Origin of the sequence: Photobacterium arenosum (assembly GCF_014841115.1) — a bacterium.
Classification (GTDB): Bacteria; Pseudomonadota; Gammaproteobacteria; order Enterobacterales; family Vibrionaceae; genus Photobacterium; species Photobacterium arenosum.
Window position 1 is genome coordinate 1 of record NZ_JACYTP010000011.1, and the last position, 20,390, is coordinate 20,390.

Sequence of the window (20,390 nt, forward strand, 5' to 3'; positions counted from 1 at the left end):
GGCTTCAAGTTTAAACTCGGGGCTAAATGTTCTTCTGCTAGGTTTTGTCATTGTGTCACCTGTTAACTTCTGAGGTGATGATATCACCTCTAATCAGGTGGCCAAATTAACTATGCCACTACAGTAATCCGCCAGATGATAGGGGATTCCTTCTTGCGTGCTGTTGTTTTGGCCAATAAAAGGATAGAGGTAAGCCACACTGGCTTTGGGATTGCGCGAGTTATCGAGACGGAATTGGACTGACGTGAAGTCTGATGTTTCCGGTGTTTCAGCTATACCGGCACGGACGGGGTTTAAATCGACATACGCCATAGCTGCGGCCAGTGCTTTATCATCCAGCAGGGCCTGACTTTTGAATCGTCCCTCCCAGAAGTGTCCGCTACAGCCATCTTCTTTATTCGCTTCGGAAGCAATGAATTGATTGAGCAACCGCATAAACCAGCTGATGCTGTAGAGACGCTGTCGCCAGGTCTGAATGATGGAACAGACTGCGTTGTATTCATCCTGGGTATGAATATCACCCCGCAGATAGCGTTGGATCAAGACGGGAGGATTGTGAAATGATAGCCAGCGATCAATGACGTCACTGTCAGTCAAAGAGTCGGCTTTGGCTTTGTTAATATGCAGCACAAGGTGATAGTGATTACTCATGATGGCGTAAGCACAGAGGTCGATGCAAAACACTTTTGCTAATGCAAACAGCCTGTCTTCAACCCAGCTACGGCGGTGCTCATAACTGACACCGGACTCCTTATCCTGTCCGCAGAGGAAAGCGCGACGCACACACCGGGAAATGCAGTGGTAATAGGCGGTGGCTTCAAGGCAAATTTGGTGGTGTCTGGCTGTTGTCATGGAAGCGTTCACAAATAAATGACTGGATGTATGAACAGTATATGAGGGCGGTTTGGATGAGAAGTCGGATAGTGAAAAAATCGATGCGATGCACAGTGAGGTGTAATTGAGATAGCTGTAACTTTCAGGTAATCCGCAGAATCTGTCTTGAAGTGCCTGTCCTTTTATGGGTCCGTCCTTTTATGGATCCTCTTGCGAGCTTTAATCAGAGGAGAAAGAGTGACAGCTTTTATGCTGCCACGCTTGGTCATTCTTTGTTGATAATCAGCTCTGCGCCCTTTCGGCAAAAGTGCCTGTCCCGTTAACTAGCTTCCCATGCAGAGGCTAGCTTGCTCTCTTCAGCATTCCTGCTGTTTCAATAAACTCGATGATGGCTTCAAGTCCTTGTTTTTCTTTGAGGTTGGTAAACACATATGGTTTGGTCGGACGCATGCGCTGGGTGTCGGCTTCCATCACTTCCAGAGACGCGCCTACATACGGGGCAAGGTCGATTTTGTTGATGATCAGCAGATCGGAGCGGGTAATTCCCGGGCCACCTTTACGGGGTATTTTTTCCCCTTCTGCTACATCGATGACATAGATGGTTAAATCAGCCAGCTCCGGGCTGAAGGTGGCACTGAGATTGTCGCCACCGCTTTCTACAAAGACCACGTCCAGTGTTTTATGGCGTTTCGCCAGTTCCTCCACAGCGGCCAGGTTCATGGAGGCATCTTCACGAATCGCGGTATGAGGGCAGCCGCCGGTTTCTACACCTATGATGCGGTCGGCTTCCAGCGCTTCGGCACGAGTCAGAATTTTGGCATCTTCCTGGGTATAGATGTCGTTGGTAACCACCGCGATGTTGTATTTATCACGGATGGCTTTGCACAATACTTCCAGTAAGGCGGTTTTTCCTGAACCGACCGGGCCACCGACGCCAATGCGAAGAGGTTGTTTGTAATCCATTATCATGTCTCCTTAGGAACGGAATAAGCGTGTGTATTGGGTTTCATGCCGGCTGGAGGCAATGGCTTGCGCCGGAGCGAAGCTGCTCACATCATCATCTTGTATGGCTGCAGAACATGCGACTGCCTCCGCCAGCAAGGACGACAGTTCCAGCAGTAGCTGTTGTCCCGCCGTTTGTCCCAGAGGGATGAGTTTCACGCCCGCCATAGTGGTATTTTCCAGCCAGCTCCACAGGTAGCCACGACAAAGCGCATCCAATTCTATTCCCCAATGCGTGGCAGCCAGAGCAAAGCCGGAAAGCTGGTTATCTCCTACCAGTCCCACATGTTGTGGCAACGGTATCTCCAGTTGTTGCAGCAGTGTGGCCGTTGCCTGCCCACGCTGTTTTTCTTCCTGTCTGAGTTCTTTGGTTTCCCGGCTGGCGTATAGCCACTGATTCCATTTTGCTATCGCCTGTGTGTCTTCACATTGCCAAGCCTGATACAGCCGTCTGAGAACAGGCAGTTCAAGAGTGATCAGGCTTTGATTCAGCATGTCTCTGAGCCAGTTCCCCAGGGTGATTTTGTCATGGATCCAGCCTTGTTCGACCGCCCATTCCAGTCCCTGCGAATAGGTAAAAGCACCGATTGGCAGGGAAGGGCTGATCAACTGATAGAGCCGAAACTCAGCCGTGGTATCAGAAAAAGGGGTAACCATCACTAGGAAGCCAGAGCCAGCATTACGCCGCTAAAAGCCAGTACCGGACTTAGCCAGCGGGCCGGAACTGCCCGGCCAATGAAATTACCGGCAATCAGGATTCCGGTAGCGCTGACCAGCATACCCGGCGCAAAAGACAACAGCGCTGAGGCCGGTGCTTCAACACCGTGTGCCCAGCCGTGTGCCAGTAACATGGCGACAGATAACATTGAGCCGAGGGTTGCAAGGTAACTGCGGCCAAAGGCTTTAAAGCCCAGCGTAGCGGCGGCGACAAATACTGAACCCAGAATCAGGATTTCCATACCACTGAAACCGCCGGTGATCGCACCAAACGCCAGGCCAAGCAGAATGCTGGCCAGTGCGCTGACCATGAGAGACATCTGCTTTTTCAGTCCCGGGGTCTGCGCTGACAGGAAACCCACCCCCAATAGCATGGCCAGGTGATCAAGGCCGGTCAGTGGGTGAGTTACGCCAGCCATAAAAGAATTGATGATGGTGCCGGCTTCCTGGCCATGACCGACGTGGGCAAACGCCGGCGCTGACAGTAAAATGCCTGTCCCGATAAAGGCAATACGTTGTTTATTTGAACCTTGGTGCATGTGAAGTTCCTTTTCTTATGAAAGTCATTCTATGGTGGAAAAACAGGTGTGATCCGGGCTTAATGCTCGTGCTCATGATGGTGGTGATGGCTGTGTCCGCCACCTTGCTGGCCGCCATATGCCCCGGATTCGGGCTCAAACGGCGCCTGTTCTACAGTGACTGTCCCGCCAAGGCCATGCACCATGTCATCGAGCACATGATCATGTTGATAACGCAGCCAGTTCGCATGAATCTGTAAAGGCACATGGCGGTTGCCAAGGTGATAACACAGGCGGGCCAGCAGGTGTGAATCGTCGCAGTAGACGCTGGAGACAGACTCTGGCGCGGCCAGGACAGTCACTGCAAAGCCGTCATCGTTTGTGAGCAGATCACCATCGCGCAAAATGTAGCCGCGCGGCAGAAAAAGCCCGGCGGCACGACCATCATCCAGAGTGACTTTCAACCGGCTTTTTTTACGAGAATCGATGGGCAGGCTTAAGGTGGCATTGCTCGCATTGTCTGTGCGTTCCGCGGCGGGAATAAAGCGGGTTAACTCAATCATAATTGCATCCTGCTGTTTTGATTAGAATAAGAAATAACGCTGTGCCATAGGCAGTTCAGTGGCCGGTTCGCAGATCAAGAGTTCGCCATCGGCACGAACCTGATAGGTTTGTGAGTCCACTTCAATATTGGGCAACCAGTCGTTGAGTTTCATGTCTGACTTACGGATGGTACGGCAACCCTTCACGACGCCGATTCGGCTTTGCAGCCCTAGAGATTGGGCCACACCTTCTTTGTAGGCCAGCTGAGACAGAAACAGCATAGAAGTCTGTTGGCTGGCTTTGCCAAAGCTGCCGAACATAGGGCGGTAATGCACGGGCTGCGGTGTCGGGATCGAAGCATTCGGATCGCCCATAGGTGCTGCCGCTATCATGCCGCCTTTGATAATGGCACTGGGTTTGACGCCAAAAAAGGCCGGTTTCCACAGCACCAGATCAGCCAGTTTACCGGGTTCGACTGAGCCGACTTCGTGGCTGATCCCATGAGTTATCGCTGGGTTAATGGTGTACTTGGCGATATAACGCTTAAGGCGGAAATTATCATGATGTGACGGGTCTTCTTTCAAGCTACCACACTGTACTTTCATTTTGTGTGCCGTCTGCCAGGTGCGAGTGATCACTTCGCCAACACGGCCCATGGCCTGTGAATCTGAAGAAATCATCGAGAAAGCCCCCAAATCATGCAGTATGTCTTCAGCGGCAATGGTCTCGCGGCGTATCCGGGACTCGGCGAAAGCCACATCTTCGGCAATCGAGGGATTCAGGTGATGACATACCATCAGCATATCAAGGTGTTCATCCACGGTATTGATGGTGTACGGCCGGGTCGGATTGGTCGACGATGGCAGCACATTGGCGATCCCTGCGGCACGAATAATGTCCGGCGCATGGCCACCTCCAGCCCCTTCTGTGTGATAAGTATGAATCACACGATCGCCGATCGCAGCCAGGGTCGATTCCACAAAACCGGATTCATTCAGCGTGTCGGTGTGGATGGCAACCTGGATATCGGTGTTCTCTGCAACGCTCAGGCAGCAGTCAATGGATGCAGGCGTAGTTCCCCAGTCTTCGTGCAGTTTCAAGCCAATGACACCGGCGGCGACCTGTTCGTACAATGCGTCCGGCAGGCTGGCATTGCCTTTACCTAACAAACCGAAATTCATCGGAAAGCTATCCAGTGCTTCTAGCATGCGGTGAATATTCCACGGCCCTGGCGTGCAGGTCGTCGCATTGGTGCCAGTCGCCGGTCCGGTACCACCGCCAATCATAGTGGTGATGCCCGACATCAGCGCTTCTTCAATTTGCTGGGGGCAGATGAAATGGATGTGAGCATCAATGCCACCGGCTGTCAGTATCTGACCTTCGCCGGCGATGATTTCAGTACCGGGGCCGATGATGATATCGATATTCGGCTGGATATCCGGGTTGCCTGCTTTACCAATGGCACTGATGCGACCGTTTTTGACAGCCACGTCGGCTTTGACGATACCCCAATAATCGAGGATAACGGCATTGGTGATCACCAGATCCGGGGTCTGTGATGAAGGTCGCTGACTCTGGCCCATGCCGTCCCGGATCACTTTACCGCCACCAAATTTTACTTCGTCGCCATAAACGGTGTAGTCTTTTTCCACTTCCAACCACAGCTCGGTATCCGCCAGCCGAAGCTTATCGCCCGTTGTCGGACCAAACATTTCCCCATAGGCCTGTCTGGACATGGTTGCCATAATTATTGCTCTCCCTGCTTATCATCCGTGGGCCTGTCGCCGGCCTGGTCCAGCGATCCCATAACCTTTCCCTGAAAGCCATAGACTTTCCGGTCTCCGGCAAAAGCAACCAGCTCTACCGTGCGGCTCTGGCCCGGCTCGAAACGAACTGCGGTGCCCGCTGCGATATTGAGCCGGAAGCCTCGGGTCTTATCACGATCAAACTGCAGCGATTCGTTGGCCTCGCAGAAATGGTAATGCGAACCGATTTGCACCGGACGATCGCCGAGATTTGCCACACTCACCTGACAGGTTTCGCGGCCAGGATTGAGGGTAATGTCGCCGGCGGCGGTTCGCAGCTCACCGGGGATCAGTGTGGATACTGGTTTAGCCTGTCTGTCCTGATTCGTTTCCTTACTCATTAAAGTGTCTGTCCTTTTAGAAGTCGCTATACGATGGGTTCATGAACCGTGACCAGCTTGGTGCCATCCGGAAAGGTTGCTTCAACTTGTACATCGTGAATCATGGTGGCGACACCTTCCATGACGTCATCCTGGGTCAGAATTGTGCGTCCGTAGTCCATCAGTTCAGCGACTGTTTTGCCCTCGCGGGCACCTTCAAGAATTTCGGCACTGATCAGCGCAATAGCCTCGGGGTAATTGAGCTTGAGGCCTTTGGCCTTACGGCGTTCAGCCACCAGAGCCGCGGTGAAAATCAGCAACTTATCTTTTTCTCTTGGTGTTAATTCCATGTTTGAGCCTTGTGTCAATCAGGTTGCCCATATCCGGGGTGGCAGGGGAAAAGTGCCAGACCAGTGCGCACGTGTGTGCTGCCAGATACGGGTGAAAAGTTGTAAGAGAGGTTCTGTGCCCTGTGCCAGAGCACGAACCGCAAGCAGGCCGTCAATATGAGTCACACCTGCTATCAGATTGTTTTTACTTGCACTCTCATGATGCTGATTTAGCAAATCCTGTACCACAATGAGCAGTTCGTCGTTTTCTCCGGCAATCAGTAGGGTCGCATTCATCGGAAAATCGCGCAGGCTGGCGGCACGAGAAGGCTGGGACAGCGAGGCATTGAGGTTCATGCCTTCGGCCAATACGAGGGCGTCGTCAAGAAATACCCGACAGTGCCCTGCGATATGCCCTGTTTCGAAGCACTCATTCAGTGCAGGGCGTCCAAAACAGTGCATTTCCCAGCCGATAAAGCGCCCGCCTGGTGCAATGTGAATATCTGTGTTGAATCTGACCTTCGCTCCTGGGAAGTGGATGTTTTCCTGAGGCAGCCACTCCAATTGTGCCCCCGACGTCACGCTGAGGATTTGTCGCTGGTGTGCCAGCTTGCCGTCAGAGCGATAAAATTTCGTCGCTCCGGGTGTTGTCACCAATGCGTGAGCACCTTCGCTGACGTGCGCTGTTATCGTCAGTTGATCACCACCGACGACACCGCCGGGCGGGTGAAGCAGATAGGTGTGACAAACCGGGCCTTCGGGATAAAGGGGTCGCTGTACCGCCAGCGGTCCTTTCTGGCTTCGTTGCCTGAGCACGGTTTTGTCTCCGCGATCAGCAAAGCCCAGCTGTATCTCTGCCAGCCAGCCTCTATTTGTGTCTGTCCCGTTTAGATTGCTGCGCTCACTGGGCTGAAGTGACAGTCCCTTTAGTTTTTCGCGTGGATTGCCCGCTGCTGATTGTGTCTGTCCCATTAGAGGTAATGTGCCTGTCCCTTTAAGTTGGGCTGCCTTCAGATCGCTCTGCGTCATACGGTGAGGTACTCCTTGATGTGAGTCTCAGAGAGGTTGGCCATTTCTCCACTGGTGACTGTTCGTCCCCTGTCCAGCAGACAAAAGCGATCGCCGACTTTACGTGCAAAAGGCAGTTTTTGCTCCACCAGCAGCACAGTCAGGCCGAGCTCGTGGTTTAGCTTTCGGATGATGTCACCGATTTCTTGTACGATATTGGGCTGTATGCCCTCGGTGGGTTCATCCAGTAAGAGTAATGTCGGGTCCAGCACCAGTGCCCGGGCGATCGCTAGCTGTTGCTGCTGCCCGCCTGATAAGTCGCCACCCCGTCGGTGCAGCATGTCTTTTAACACCGGGAACAGGTCGTAGATGTAGGAGGGAATACGTCTGTCACCGCGCGGGCGAACTGGCAGGCCAATCTGCAGATTTTCTTGTACAGTCAGTAGGGGAAAGATTTGCCGTCCCTGAGGCACATAGCCCAGGCCGCAGCGCGGGCGGGCTTCGGTTGTCAGCGGTAATAAATTCTGCCCGTTAAAGGTAATTTGCCCGCTGCGGGCTTTGATTAAGCCCATGATGCATTGCAGCAGTGTGGTTTTGCCCACGCCGTTCCGACCCATCAGCACGGTGCACTGGCCTTCGGGGACAGACAGTTCAAGATCCCACAGGGTATGGCTTTCACCGTAAAACTGGTTCAATCCTTGTATTTCTAACATAGTGATTCCTTTTTACGATCAGTGAGAAACTTACTGACCTAAATACACTTCCCGGACTTTGTCGTTGCTCTGAATATCTGCCATGTTGCCTTCTGCTAGTACATGTCCCTGATGGAGAACGGTCACTGTGCTGGCGATGGAGCGAACAAAGTCCATATCGTGCTCGACAACTACCACAGAATGCTGTCCTGCCAGTGAGCGCAACAGCTCAGCGGTCCGGTCCATTTCCTGGTGCGTCATGCCTGCTACCGGCTCATCGACCAGCAGCAGTTTGGGTTTCTGCATCAGCAGCATGCCGATTTCCAGCCACTGTTTCTGACCGTGGGATAAATTTCCCGACAGCATCTGGCGCTGCTCGGTTAATCCAATCAGTGCCAGCACCTGTTCAATGTTGTCTTTTTGTTCGCCAGACAGCTGGGCTCTGAAGGTCTGCCAGACCCCTCTGGTTCCTGTCATTGCCAGTTCCAGATTGGTCCGGACCGACAGGCATTCAAAGACGGTGGGTTTTTGAAATTTACGGCCAACACCGGCAGTGGCAATCTCAGCTTCATCCATCTCCAGCAGGTTGAGGTTCGAACCAAGCCAGACCTGACCGCTGTCAGGGCGCGTTTTTCCGGTAATGATGTCCATCATGGTGGTTTTACCGGCCCCGTTTGGCCCTATGATGCAACGCAGTTCCCCTTCTTTTATGTAGAGGTTGAGATCCTTGATGGCCTGAAAACCATCGAAAGAGACGGAAACCCCTTCAAGGTACAGCAGAATGTTGTGTCGGGTATCGATAAGCGGATGGTGCTGAGGTTTCAGGAAATCAAAGACTTCATGACGACGGGTCAGCGGCTGTAACGGATTGTGCGTCAGCAGCTTATCCAGCCGTGATGGCGTTGTGCTCGGGTGAAGCGTGGTGACTGTTGTCATGCGGATACCTCCCGACGTTGCAGCAGGCCGGCAAGGCCTTTGGGCAGAAACAGGGTGGCGAGGACAAACAGGCTGCCGAGAGCAAAGAGCCACACTTCCGGGAACTCCACCGTGAACCAGCTTTTGGCATAGTTGATAAGTACTGCACCGATGACGGCGCCATACAAAGTGGCACGACCGCCAAGCGCGACCCATACCACGATTTCAATGGAGTTCAGCGGGGCGAATTCTCCCGGGTTGATGATGCCAATTTGCGGTACGTACAGTGCACCGGCAATGCCTGCCAGCACCGCGGACAAGACAAAAATCGCCAGTTTGACATGCTCCACTTTATAGCCAATGAAGCGCGTGCGGGCTTCGGCATCGCGGATGGCGATCACCACACTGCCTAACCGGCTGGCGATGACTGCGCGACAAACCAGATAGCCAAGGATCAGGGCCAGCACACTGGCAACAAACAGGGCCATTCGCGTGGTGTCGGCCTGCAAGTCGGCACCAAGCAAGTCTTTAAAATCCGTCAGGCCATTATTGCCGCCAAAACCCATCTCGTTGCGGAAAAAAGCCAGCATCAGCGCAAAGGTCAGTGCCTGTGTCATGATAGACAAATATACCCCAGACACCCGTGAGCGAAAGGCCAGCCAGCCAAACACAAACGCTAGTGCCCCGGGGATCAGCACTATCATCAGGCAGGTAAACCAGAAGTTATCGAACCCGTGCCAGAACCAGGGTAATTCTGTCCAGTTCAGGAAGACCATGAAGTCCGGCAGTTCGGGGTTGGCGTACACCCCCCGATCACCAATCTGGCGCATCAGGTACATACCCATGGCGTATCCGCCCAAGGCAAAGAAAGCACCGTGGCCCAGACTGAGAATGCCCAGGTAACCCCAGACGAGATCGACGGCCAATGCCAATAAGGCGTAACACAGGTATTTGCCCAGCAACGAGACAGTGTAAGTTTCCAAATGAAGCGGATGCCCCTGCGGGACAGCAAGATTGAGGACAGGCACGATGACCGCGGCCGCAATCAACAGGGTCAGCAACACCTGTCCTCCGCGATCCTGTCTGAGTATTGAGGTCAGCATAATGAATCCTTTTATTATCCTTCAACGGCTCTGCCGCGTTGCGGGAACAGGCCACGCGGGCGTTTTTGAATAAACAGAATGATAAAAACCAGTACCAGAATTTTCGCCAGCACGGCACCGGCCCAGGGTTCGAGGATCTTGTTGAAAATGCCCAGGCTCAGGCCGGCAACCAAGGTGCCCCACAGGTTGCCGACACCACCAAATACCACCACCATGAAGGAATCAATGATGTAGCTCTGGCCCATGTTCGGCCCGACATTGGTCAGTTGGGAAAGCGCAACTCCGGCGATACCGGCAACGCCGGATCCCAGTCCGAACGTCATGGCATCGACCCATTCGGATCTGACCCCCATTGCTCGGGCCATGCCTCTGTTTTGCGATACGGCGCGAACCTGCAGGCCAAGCGAAGTTTTTTTCAGCACCAGCAGCAACAGGGTAAAGATCAAAATACAGAAACCTATGATGATCAGTCGGTTCCAGGTCAGGCTGAGCATAGGGGTGATTTCCAGCATCCCACTCATGAAATCCGGCGTCGTCACTGAGCGGTTCAGCGGAGAGAAAATACTGCGAACGGCTTGTTGCAGGATTAGGCTGATGCCGAATGTGGCCAGCAGGGTTTCCAAAGGGCGGCCGTACAGAAAGCGGATCACGCTGCGCTCAATGGCGACGCCGACAAGTCCCGACACCACGAAAGCCGCCGGAATGGCAAGGAGCAGGGCCAGTGCCGTTTGCTGGGGCATGAGTTGCTGCAGCACATAGGTAGTATACGCCCCCAGCATAATCAGCTCGCCATGGGCCATATTGATCACCCCCATGACCCCGAAAGTGATGGCCAGACCAATACCGGCCAACACCAGCACCGACCCCATGCTCAATCCGAAATACAGGGTTTCGACACCGTTGTAGACGCGTTGCCGCTGCTCATAGGCGCTGAGCGCACGTGTCAGTGCGCTGCGAATCTCGGGATCTTTTGCCAGGGGTTCGGCTTGAGCCAGAGCGCGTTGCGCGGCAGGGTGGGCGGCATCTGATAACGACTGAATCAAGGCCAGCTGGCTTGCATTGCTGTCTGCGGCACCGCCACGCTGGTTATCATCGGCCTCGTTGTCAGTGGCCTGGCTGAACTGGCCCAGTCTGGCGATGTTGAGCGCCAGATTTATGGCCGCTTTGATCTCTGGGCTGGTTTCCTGGCTCAGTTGCTGGCGAAGCGCTTCAATGATGTCCGATTCGGTGTTGCCTGTCAGCGCCTTGACTGCTGCTAATCGGACAGACAGATCAGTGCTGCTCACATCAAGTGTGGAAAGCCGCCGTTGAATCGCAGTGCGCAGCGCATTATTGATGGCCACTTTTTTGTAATCACGCGGGTTATCGAGCGTCACCGGCTTATTACTGCTTAGCAGTAACGCATTACGATTATCCTGTAACAGTACCAGAGCGTGAGTGTGTTTCTGGTAAGCAATGGCGCGATTGAGCAGGCCATCAAGAATGGTTTTGGTTTGCGGATGGTGCTGTGTAATCAACCATTCAATGGCTTCGGCTTTGCGCTCGAAATTGCGCTGGGCGAAGCTGTTTTCCACATCGGTGAAGTTGTTGACTGAGCTGGCGTAAGCCGTCGAAACCACTATAGGCAAGCAGATCAACAGCATCAGCAGTTGCCGAACATAAGCGATGGAAGTCTGGAGCAAAGTCAGCAGTCCAGACAGTAGCTGTTTGGTCATGAGTGTCGTCCGTGAGTGCAGGAACAGGTCCAATCGTCCGGCAATCCGGGCCGGACGATTGAGTGACGCGGGAAGGTGTTATTGATTGCTACCCGCACATTTGCCTGAGACAACATTGAAGCTGCCGCAGGACATGGGCTTTTCCCAGCTGGCGAACAAGTCTTTTGAACCGGGCAGAAAATCGGACCAGGCGTCACCGGCCACTTCGTCTTTGGTTTCCCATACTGTCACGAACTGGCCGTCATCCTGGATCTCGCCAATCAGCACCGGTTTGGTGATGTGGTGGTTCGGCATCATGGTGGCATAACCGCCGGTCAGATTCGGGACAGTCACCCCAATGATGGCATCCTGTACTACATCGGAAGCTGTTGTCCCGGCTTTTTCGACCGCTTTCACCCACATGTTGAAGCCCAGATAAGAGGCTTCCATCGGATCGTTGGTGACACGCTGGTCATCTTTGATGAACTTATGCCATTTTTCGACAAACTCGTTGTTCTGCTCTGTGTCCACACTCATGAAGTAGTTCCAGGCGGCGAGGTGGCCAACCAGAGGCGAGGTATCCATGCCGGACAATTCTTCTTCACCGACGGAGAAGGCAACCACCGGAATGTCTGAAGCTTCGACCCCCTGAGCGGCGAGTTCTTTATAGAAGGGAACGTTGGCATCGCCATTGATGGTGGAAACAACGGCCGTTTTCTTACCCGTTGCGCCAAATTTCTTGATATCAGAGACGATTGACTGCCAGTCGGAATAACCGAACGGCGTATAGTTGATCATGATGTCACTGTCGGCGACCCCTTTATCTTTCAGGTAAGCCGCCAGGATTTTATTCGTGGTACGCGGATAGACATAATCGGTACCGGCCAGCACCCAGCGTTTCACGCCCATCTCGTTCATCAGATAATCTACAGCCGGAATGGCTTGCTGGTTGGGTGCCGCACCTGTGTAGAAAACGTTCTTGGACGATTCTTCTCCCTCGTACTGCACCGGATAGAACAGCAGGCTGTCGAGTTCTTCAAAAACGGGCAGCACAGATTTACGAGAGACAGATGTCCAGCAGCCGAACACCACATCCACCTTGTCTTTCTCGATCAGCTCACGCGCTTTCTCAGCAAACAGCGGCCAGTTAGAAGCAGGATCGACAACAACAGGCTCCAGCTTTTTACCCAGAACGCCGCCTTGTTTATTTTGCTCGTCGATCAGCATCAGCATAGTGTCTTTGAGAGTGGTTTCACTGATCGCCATGGTGCCGGAGAGAGAATGAAGGATACCGACTTTAATGGTGCCTTCTGCGGCTAACGCATTGAAAGATAAAGCCATTGAGGCGGCAAGTGCTGCCCATTTAAGTGTCACTGCTTTTTTATCCATTATGTTTGCTCCTTTTTAGTGTTGTTACAGACAGAAGCAAGGGGCAGGCCAGAAAATCGTCTTCAGATAAAAATAAAAGAGTAAATGAAAAACAATAAGTTACCTTGGTAGAGTTGAAGGCGCATTGGGAAAGTATTGCGGAACTGTCCATTTGTGGTGCAAGCTGATGAGCTGGTGCACAATGTTGAGTCAGGTGTCAGTATCCACTACTTGTTGATCCTGTACCCAAGTAGGACTTGGGAACAGCAGTGCGGCGCAGAGTGACTGATTCAACTGCCAATTTCAGGTTAAGCCGGGCACATGTTTTTACTCTGGTATTGGCTTTCTGGGAGCGAATTGGCAGGTTTATGGTCTGTGCTGGCGGTATACTGCTTGTTAATAAACACAAATAACAGTGAGAAAGCTATGTTGAAATACATTGTGATTGCCCTGGTGGGCCTGGGGATTTATATCGGAGTGACCTATAAAGATCAGATCGAAGATGCGATGAACGCACGTCCGATGGAGGAGGCGCAGGATCTGTTTGAGGATATGGGTGATCAGGCCGCAGAGGCCAAAGATGCCTTAGACAAGCAGTTGGAGACATTACAAAACTGATTGGTATCGTATGATTTTTTAAGTCATTCATACAACAATGGCGACCTTAGGGTCGCCATTGTTGTTAGGTGCTAATGTCAGATGCTCAGATAAAGCGTTAAGCGTTATACTCAGGCTTTAACTGGATTAGCAGCGGCTTCTTGCGCTTCTGCAGCACGGCATGCAGCCGCAGTGAAGATTACGTCAGTCGAGCTGTTCAGAGCTGTTTCAGCTGAATCCTGAATAACACCGATGATGAAACCGATAGCAACAACCTGCATCGCAACTTCGTTGGATACACCGAACAGGCTGCAAGCCAGTGGGATCAGCAGCAGAGAGCCACCGGCAACACCGGATGCACCACATGCAGACACGGCAGCCACCACGCTCAACAGCAGGGCAGTACCCAGATCAACCTGAATACCCAGCGTATGGACAGCAGCCAGAGTCAGAACAGTGATGGTAATCGCTGCACCTGCCATGTTGATGGTCGCGCCCAGAGGAATCGATACTGAGTATGTATCTTCGTGCAGATCCAGATCTTTACACAGCTGCATGTTCACCGGGATATTTGCCGCTGAACTACGGGTAAAGAAGGCGGTGATACCACTTTCGCGGATACACTTCAGAACCAGAGGGAATGGGTTCTGTTTAGTTTTGTAGAACACGATAACCGGGTTAACCACAAAGGCAATAATCGCCATTGAACCAAGCAGTACGGCCAGCAGGTGCGCGTAGCTGGACAAAGCAGAGAAGCCAGTCTCAGCGAAGGTTTGTGATACTAAACCGAAGATACCGATAGGTGCCAGACGGATAACAAAACGAACGATCAGCGTGACGCCGTTAGACATGTCGTGGAACACTTGTTTGGTCGCATCGGATGCAGAATGCAGAGCAAAGCCCAGACCTACAGCCCATGCCAGAATACCAATGTAGTTGCCGGTCAGCAGAGCGTTGATTGGGTTATCAACAACTTTGAACAGCAGAGTATTCAGTACTTCTGCAATACCTTCAGGAGCAGCCTGATTTGCAGTACCTGCGTCCAGAGTCAAAGTAGTCGGGAAAAGGAAACTCATGGTAACGGCAGTTAAGGCGGCCATCAGTGTACCGAACAGGTACAGCATAATGACGGGCTTCATGTTGGTATGTGCGCCTTTTTTCTGATTTGCAATCGAAGATGCAACCAGAATGAACACCAGCACAGGAGCTACAGCTTTCAGAGCACTGACGAACAGGCTGCCCAGGAAACCGACTTTCAGTGCGGCATCAGTTGAGACAGCGGCTAGGACGATACCTGCCACGATACCAATAAGGATCTGGATAACCAGACTGCCATTGGCAATTTTAGCTAGGAATGGTTGTGGTTGACTCATACTACATCCTGAATGTTTTGAGTTGGTGTGGAAGCGTTTTATGTTGTTTGCGGGAGGTTTTTTAACAGGATAATCGAACGATTTCCACTACTCTTTTTAGAAACTTTTAGGTTACACATTTTTAACGTTACTGAACGCTGATATTTGTGAGCGGTTTATCACTAACATTTATCTGCTTCTGGCGGTATTGGCCTGCTATTATTCCGCTTTAGGCAGTGTCCATCAAACCTTGCTCTGAGTCTGGATGCTGAACAAATAAAAAATCCTGCCCGAAGGCAGGATTAACTATCACGCAATCTTTCAGTCACGGCTCCTCACAGTCACACAAGGACGGATGAAACTCGCGCTCTGAGAGCAGGCATCTTAACGGGTCAGCTGAGTCATTTTCGGTCTGCCGCCGGTATCTCAGGCACCAGAGGCTCCAGCTCATTGGCCGTTTGCGCCTTTTTGCGGCTTTTCTGCTGGCGTTGCAGCAGAGCCAGCAGATCACTCTTGTCCCACGTTTGCGGGGACTCACTGTAATATGCAGCCATCATGGCGCTAACCGCCTGATCCAGTTGTTGTCGGTGTTTCGCTGGCAGGTGCGATTTATCCCAGGCATTGTAGTAAGTTTGCACCTGCATGGGCTGACATGCTGTCACTGCAGCGATCAGCTTGTCTGAGATGCTGCTATTGGCACTGGCAGAACTGACGGATTCTGTGGTAAGTGGAGGCTGTTTTCGGCTCCGCAGCCACATCATCAGAGTACCAAGCCAGAGAAGGGTGACGACCAGCGTCAGCCAGGGCCACCAGGCAGAGACGCCCTGAACCTGCTGATTCACGGCAGCAGGATGTGCATTGCTACCCTGCGGATTACTGATCCCGGCCTGTGAGGCACCGTTACTGTGTTCATCCGATGGACGCATGGCGCCGGGAATACTGGCTGTGGCATCTGGCTGAACCTGCAGCACTTTACCTTCAACCTGGCTGATGACTTTTTCCCCTTTATCGGTATTCCACCAGTTAACTGTCAAAGATGGCAGGGTAATCGTTCCGCTCCTGCGGGGTATGATGACCTGTTTCAGCGTCATGACACTGTAATCGTTCTCTTGTTGGTAAACGGGTTTCTCGCTGTATACCCGGACTGAGTCAGGGTAGATCAGGGATAAGTCAGGCAGATTACTTTGTGGTGTGCCTTTCATTTTCAGTGTCAGGGTGCGCGAAACCGGCTCACCCACCTTAATGTGCGGCTCGTCCTTGTTCCATGTCTGTTCCAGTTGAAGATCTGCAGTTGGTAACCACAACCCTTTATAGTCATCAGGCTCAGCAAGGACAGTCAATGGCATAGGTTCGGCCTGAATATTGACGGGGATCCGCATACCAAAACGCCGGCTGCTGTCACTTTTGAAGGCTGTGCCAGTGAGTTTGGCGCCCTGAAGGGTGATATCACCCGGTTTGGTTGCTGTGATTCGGTACTTACGGTTAATGATGGTGTAGCGTCTGCCATTCAGTACGGTATCTGCCTGGTGATCATCACCCACCTGAACCACTTCCAGTCCTTCGCCCTGAGGGGCGATTAAACTGGCTTTTTCCAACTGTTCTCCGAGCTTGATTTGTACCATGTAGCTCTGACTTTCACCGACATAAAGGCGGCTTTTGTCCATACGCCCGTTGACCTCAATTGCAAGATCGGTAGTGGAAGCGGCAGCATCTGAATGCTCACTGACCTGAATCCGGATAGGATCTGACGCGGACGCGCCAATACGAAAGGCCGGAATGGTGAAATCACCTTTCGCTTTGGCAGCGAGCGACACTTGCCACTGGGTTTGTCTCGACACTGAACCGTTAATAAAACGGTTCATGGAGCGGGTACTGGTAGTACCGACAATGAAATCATTGTTGAGTGGCGATAAGTCAAGGGCACTGGCGCTGACATTGTCATCTATGCTGACTGTCAGCTCAAAGATCTCATTCACCCCAACCTGGTTGGATGACACAGTGGCCACAACCTGGGCGGCATACGCCGAATAAGAGAGCAGGCTGCCAATCAGCAGCACGACACTTAGCCAGAGCTTTGTCCGGCAAAATGCGGAAAGAAAAGTAACATACTTAGAATGCATTGTGAGTCCTTGCTTCTGTAACTGTCTGTGGCTACCAACGATTTTCAGGTGCGTCCGGGGCTGGCTTTTCTCTTGCCTGGAGAATGATCTGAGCCCTGAGCAATTCCCGGGTGCTGTCTGGTATCTGCTCCAGTTTTTTTAATGTCGGATGGCTTGCACTCAGGCCACTGGTTTCATCGCCACTGTCTTCATCGCTAACGTCTTCATTATTACCGGCTATTGGCTGCTCGCTTTTCTCAGCGTTTGCATTGGCTTGTTCGCCAGCGGGCTCAATGCGCGACTGGGCTGCATTGCCAGCGGAATTGGCTGGGTTAGGATCTGAACCGGCCTGGACTGGATGTCCCGCTTGTGATGGCTGCTGACCGTCAGCCGAAGGAGGGGATACTTCTCCGGCACTGTCATCATTATGACCCGATGCCTGCTGGCTTTGTTCATCTTGCCGTGATTGCCTTTCTTGCTGCGCATCGCCAGCAGACGCAGAAGCTGTCTGGTCAGACTGACTGGCGTTACCAGACTGGCCGGTTTGACTATTTTGCTGGCTGGATGGCTGCTGCCCTGAAGCAGACTGTACATTGCTATCTCGGGATGAGTTGCCAGCTTGTTGCCCGGACGGCGATCCTTGGCCTTGCTGACCTTGCTGACCTTGCTGACTCTGCTGGTTCGCTTGTTGCTGGCTGAGCTGCTGCTCGACGATATCCAGATTGGTTTTTGCATCTGTGTTATCCGGATCTGCGTTCAGCAAGTCCTGATAGATATCGCGGGCCTTATCCAGCTGGCCAGCTTGTGCGTACGCATTGGCCAGGTTGTAACGAGAGGCCGGGTCAGTTAAACCTGACAGGGATTCGATGGCGCCTTCATAATCGCCCGCCTGATATTTGGCCGCTCCTTGCCAGGCGGGTGACTGGAACAGATCCGCCGCTGCCTGATATTCCTGTTGCTGATAGTGTTGATAAGCGTCTTGATCCTGATTTAGCCAGGGAGACGCAACGCTTTTCTCAACCGGCAGGAAAACGATCAGTAAACAGGAAAATGCGATGCCTTTGCGGCAGGCGGGCAAAAAGAGCAGGATCAGCGGAATCAACAGCCAGAATCCACCATTGAGTTTTTCCTCAATGGTCTTGTTTTGCGCTTGTTCAGACTGCGCTGTGAGATGAGTCGTAGCCTCAATAAGAGCCAGAATATCCTGATCATTACCCCGCCATCTCACCATGATGCCACCATGGCTGGCTGCCAGTGTTTCGAGCCGCCGGGGATGCATTTTGCTCAAAACCGTGTTGCCTTGATTGTCTTGTAACAGCCGGCCGTCCGGCATAGTGACTGGTGCACCTTGCGGGGTAGCGACAGCCAGAATGGACAAGCGGTATTGATTGTCTTGCAGCAACTGGTCAGTTTGCATAGCTTCTTTCTCACTGAGTCCGTCGGTGATCAAGATCAGATCCCCCTGAGGGTGCCCGGCTTGTCTGAGCAGATCGATGGCGGCTTTCACGCCTGCGGCAGCGTTACTACCCTGAATAGGCAAAATAGCAGGGGATAATCCCGGTATCAGGTGAGTCAATGTCGTACTGTCTGCGGTCAGCGGGCTGATGATGTAGCCATCTCCGGCATAGGCTATCAGGCCTGTGCTGCCTTCCTGCCAGTAGGGCAGAAGGTCCATGGCTTTATAGCGGGCCTGAGTCAGACGGTTAGGGGGCAGATCGGTCGCGTACATGGAGTTCGACATATCCATGATAATCACTCTGGCGCCGCTCAGGTTAGAGGCGGGCAACATTTGTTTTTGCCAGCTGGGGCCGGCCATCGCAATCACCGCCAGTATCCATCCGATGCTGAGGAGCAGAAGCGATAGCACGCGGACTCGCTGAGAGGAGGGTTTATTGTCGGGTTGAAGGTGCGCAGCAATCAGCCCGGACTGTGCACGGCGTTGAGCCAGCCAGAGTAAAAGGACGGCTAACGGAATCAATGCGAGTAACCAAGAGGGATGTAAGAAAGTAAAATCAGCCATATCGCCTCCAACGGATTGCCAGCAGGACGCTGAAGAGCAGTGCCCCTGCCAGCGGGAAACGAAACAGCTCCTCTCTTGGCCGCCAGGTTTGCTGAGCGGTTGATACCGGCTCCAGATCGTTGATTGACTGGTAAATGCTGGCTAATTCCTGCGGATTCCTTGCCCTGAAATACTGACCCTCTGTGAGGGCTGCGATTTGGGTAAGCGCATGCTCGTCCAAATCCTGCGAGGGGTTAACCATACGATCACCAAAGAAACTGCGTTGCACCATTTCATCGGCACCTATGCCGACTGTGTATATTCTGACCTTGTTCTCAGCGGCCAGCTTTGCCGCTTCCATCGGATTGATCACCCCGGAAGTATTGGCTCCGTCACTGAGCAGGATAATCACACGTTGCTCGGCGTCACTGTTGATAAAACTTTTCGCTGCGATGCCCAGCCCTTCACCAATGGCGGTGCTTTGCCCGATCAGTCCGAGCACAGTTCTGGCTAATTGCTGCTTTACCGTGTTCAGATCGAAGGTCAATGGTGTTTGCAGGTAGGCATGATTGGCGAAAAGTACCAAACCCAGCCTGTCGCCCTGGCGCTTGCCGATGAAGTCGGTTACCACCTGTTTTACCGCAGTAAGGCGATCGACAGTGTTACCCTGACCATCGACCATATCTTCAATTGACATTGAACCGGATAAATCGACAGCCAGTAACATGTCTCTGTGTTCAGGCTGTATTTGAACGGGATCACCAAACCAGACTGGCCTGGCGAGCGCCCCTAGCAAACTGACCCAGCACAGCAGAGCCAGAATGCTTTGCCAGCGTCGAACCGGCTTTTTGACCAGATTTTCCGGCAGTACCGGCAATGTGATGACTGCCTCGGGTTGAACCGGCCTGGTAAAGCGGTAGATAAACCAGGGCAGAGGAAGCAATACGAGCGGCCACCACCATACAAATTCAAACATGCCTGTCCTCTTTTGCTGCATCCCCTTTCATCGCTGGGGTATGTTGAGGGATACGGGGCGGAAGGGCGTGCCTTAACCAGATCTCAGCCTGATGCCGGCAGGCATCACGAATGTCATCTCTGGTTTCTGAGGCATAAAGAGCCTGTGTCCATGCATCATTCAGCAACACAAATCCCCGGTGTTGTTCGGGTAACTGATGATCTAAAAATGCCATCCATTGATGGCCACTCAGCCCCGCCACCTGCTCACGGGGAAAGTAGGTAAGTGCGGCCTGTCTGAGTAAGGTGTTCAATTCTGACACCGATTGAGCGTGTTTGAGTTGTCTTAATGCTTGTTTTTTACCAGCCTTTAACCCGCGTCTGGCCTTGAGCTGATTCACGACCAAATACAGCAGGGCAAGCAGGATAATGATAAGCAAAGCACTTGCCCACCATCCCCAGGCCAGAGGCCAGGGATCCGGCAAAGCTGGCAAGTGGAGATCGGCCAGCTGCAATGGATGCGTATGTGTTTGTGCCATAA

Annotated in this window: 19 protein-coding genes and 2 pseudogenes; 2 read left to right on the forward strand and 19 right to left on the reverse strand. The window is 52.6% G+C overall.

Going from position 1 to position 20,390, the window contains the following annotated elements; all coding sequences use genetic code 11:
* Positions 1 to 123: 123 nt before the first annotated feature.
* From IFO68_RS15810 to IFO68_RS15825, 4 genes and pseudogenes are all read right to left on the reverse strand, one after another.
* Positions 124 to 852 (reverse strand): annotated as a pseudogene (locus IFO68_RS15810) (transposase); the annotation flags it as partial.
* A gap of 324 nt (positions 853 to 1,176) precedes the next feature.
* Positions 1,177 to 1,800: an urease accessory protein UreG gene (gene ureG / locus IFO68_RS15815; RefSeq protein ID WP_192016924.1), complete on the reverse strand. Its 624-nt coding sequence runs from the start codon at positions 1,798 to 1,800 to the stop codon at positions 1,177 to 1,179.
* A gap of 9 nt (positions 1,801 to 1,809) precedes the next feature.
* Positions 1,810 to 2,493: an urease accessory protein UreF gene (locus IFO68_RS15820; protein ID WP_192016812.1), complete on the reverse strand. Its 684-nt coding sequence runs from the start codon at positions 2,491 to 2,493 to the stop codon at positions 1,810 to 1,812.
* A 2-nt stretch (positions 2,494 to 2,495) separates the two neighbouring features.
* The gene (locus IFO68_RS15825) at positions 2,496 to 3,092 is read right to left on the reverse strand and encodes a HupE/UreJ family protein (RefSeq protein WP_192016813.1); all 597 of its coding nucleotides are present in this window, start codon (positions 3,090 to 3,092) and stop codon (positions 2,496 to 2,498) included.
* A gap of 17 nt (positions 3,093 to 3,109) precedes the next feature.
* Between IFO68_RS15825 and IFO68_RS22180 the strand changes: the two are divergent.
* Positions 3,110 to 3,190 (forward strand): annotated as a pseudogene (locus tag IFO68_RS22180) (hypothetical protein); the annotation flags it as partial.
* Here IFO68_RS22180 and ureE read toward each other — a convergent pair.
* The 10 genes from ureE to urtA form a co-directional block, all read right to left on the reverse strand.
* Positions 3,152 to 3,634: an urease accessory protein UreE gene (gene ureE / locus IFO68_RS15830; RefSeq protein WP_192016814.1), complete on the reverse strand. Its 483-nt coding sequence runs from the start codon at positions 3,632 to 3,634 to the stop codon at positions 3,152 to 3,154. The pseudogene IFO68_RS22180 and the gene ureE sit on opposite strands and share 39 nt — an antisense overlap.
* A 21-nt stretch (positions 3,635 to 3,655) precedes the next feature.
* Positions 3,656 to 5,359, reverse strand: a complete 1,704-nt coding sequence (gene ureC, locus IFO68_RS15835) for an urease subunit alpha (RefSeq protein ID WP_192016815.1) — start codon at positions 5,357 to 5,359, stop codon at positions 3,656 to 3,658.
* A 2-nt stretch (positions 5,360 to 5,361) separates the two neighbouring features.
* Positions 5,362 to 5,760, reverse strand: coding sequence for an urease subunit beta (locus IFO68_RS15840; RefSeq protein WP_192016816.1), 399 nt, complete (start codon positions 5,758 to 5,760; stop codon positions 5,362 to 5,364).
* Between the two features lie 26 nt (positions 5,761 to 5,786).
* Entirely contained in the window at positions 5,787 to 6,089 is a 303-nt protein-coding gene (gene ureA, locus IFO68_RS15845; RefSeq protein ID WP_192016817.1) for an urease subunit gamma, read from the reverse strand.
* Between the two features lie 18 nt (positions 6,090 to 6,107).
* Positions 6,108 to 7,097: an urease accessory protein UreD gene (locus tag IFO68_RS15850; protein WP_225445282.1), complete on the reverse strand. Its 990-nt coding sequence runs from the start codon at positions 7,095 to 7,097 to the stop codon at positions 6,108 to 6,110.
* Positions 7,094 to 7,789, reverse strand: a complete 696-nt coding sequence (gene urtE / locus IFO68_RS15855) for an urea ABC transporter ATP-binding subunit UrtE (protein ID WP_192016818.1) — start codon at positions 7,787 to 7,789, stop codon at positions 7,094 to 7,096. Before urtE ends, IFO68_RS15850 begins: the two co-directional genes overlap by 4 nt.
* 30 nt (positions 7,790 to 7,819) lie before the next feature.
* Positions 7,820 to 8,704, reverse strand: a complete 885-nt coding sequence (urtD, locus tag IFO68_RS15860; RefSeq protein WP_192016819.1) for an urea ABC transporter ATP-binding protein UrtD — start codon at positions 8,702 to 8,704, stop codon at positions 7,820 to 7,822.
* Positions 8,701 to 9,786 carry an urea ABC transporter permease subunit UrtC gene (gene urtC / locus IFO68_RS15865; protein WP_192016820.1) on the reverse strand — a complete coding sequence of 362 codons (1,086 nt, stop codon included), beginning with the start codon at positions 9,784 to 9,786 and terminating at the stop codon, positions 8,701 to 8,703. The genes urtD and urtC overlap by 4 nt, the downstream gene beginning before the upstream one ends.
* Positions 9,787 to 9,800: 14 nt before the next feature.
* Positions 9,801 to 11,429, reverse strand: a complete 1,629-nt coding sequence (gene urtB, locus IFO68_RS15870) for an urea ABC transporter permease subunit UrtB (protein ID WP_419555450.1) — start codon at positions 11,427 to 11,429, stop codon at positions 9,801 to 9,803.
* A gap of 150 nt (positions 11,430 to 11,579) precedes the next feature.
* Positions 11,580 to 12,869 (reverse strand): urea ABC transporter substrate-binding protein, encoded by a 1,290-nt coding sequence (gene urtA / locus IFO68_RS15875; RefSeq protein WP_192016822.1) that lies wholly within the window; start codon positions 12,867 to 12,869, stop codon positions 11,580 to 11,582.
* A gap of 405 nt (positions 12,870 to 13,274) precedes the next feature.
* Here urtA and IFO68_RS15880 point away from each other — a divergent pair, with 405 nt between their 5' ends.
* Positions 13,275 to 13,466, forward strand: coding sequence for a YtxH domain-containing protein (locus tag IFO68_RS15880; RefSeq protein WP_192016823.1), 192 nt, complete (start codon positions 13,275 to 13,277; stop codon positions 13,464 to 13,466).
* 110 nt (positions 13,467 to 13,576) lie between these two features.
* Here IFO68_RS15880 and sstT read toward each other — a convergent pair whose 3' ends face one another.
* The 5 genes from sstT to IFO68_RS15905 all read right to left on the reverse strand — a co-directional run bounded on the left by sstT (position 13,577) and on the right by IFO68_RS15905 (position 20,388).
* Positions 13,577 to 14,818, reverse strand: a complete 1,242-nt coding sequence (gene sstT, locus IFO68_RS15885) for a serine/threonine transporter SstT (protein ID WP_192016824.1) — start codon at positions 14,816 to 14,818, stop codon at positions 13,577 to 13,579.
* A 380-nt stretch (positions 14,819 to 15,198) separates the two neighbouring features.
* On the reverse strand, positions 15,199 to 16,917 hold the full coding sequence (locus IFO68_RS15890) for a BatD family protein (protein WP_192016825.1): 1,719 nt from the start codon (positions 16,915 to 16,917) through the stop codon (positions 15,199 to 15,201).
* Between the two features lie 31 nt (positions 16,918 to 16,948).
* Complete coding sequence (locus IFO68_RS15895; protein ID WP_192016826.1) at positions 16,949 to 18,916, reverse strand: vWA domain-containing protein; 1,968 nt, start codon at positions 18,914 to 18,916, stop codon at positions 16,949 to 16,951.
* Positions 18,909 to 19,871 (reverse strand): vWA domain-containing protein, encoded by a 963-nt coding sequence (locus IFO68_RS15900; RefSeq protein WP_192016827.1) that lies wholly within the window; start codon positions 19,869 to 19,871, stop codon positions 18,909 to 18,911. Before IFO68_RS15900 ends, IFO68_RS15895 begins: the two co-directional genes overlap by 8 nt.
* Positions 19,864 to 20,388 carry a DUF4381 domain-containing protein gene (locus IFO68_RS15905; protein WP_192016828.1) on the reverse strand — a complete coding sequence of 175 codons (525 nt, stop codon included), beginning with the start codon at positions 20,386 to 20,388 and terminating at the stop codon, positions 19,864 to 19,866. The genes IFO68_RS15900 and IFO68_RS15905 overlap by 8 nt, the downstream gene beginning before the upstream one ends.
* Positions 20,389 to 20,390 lie beyond the last annotated feature (2 nt).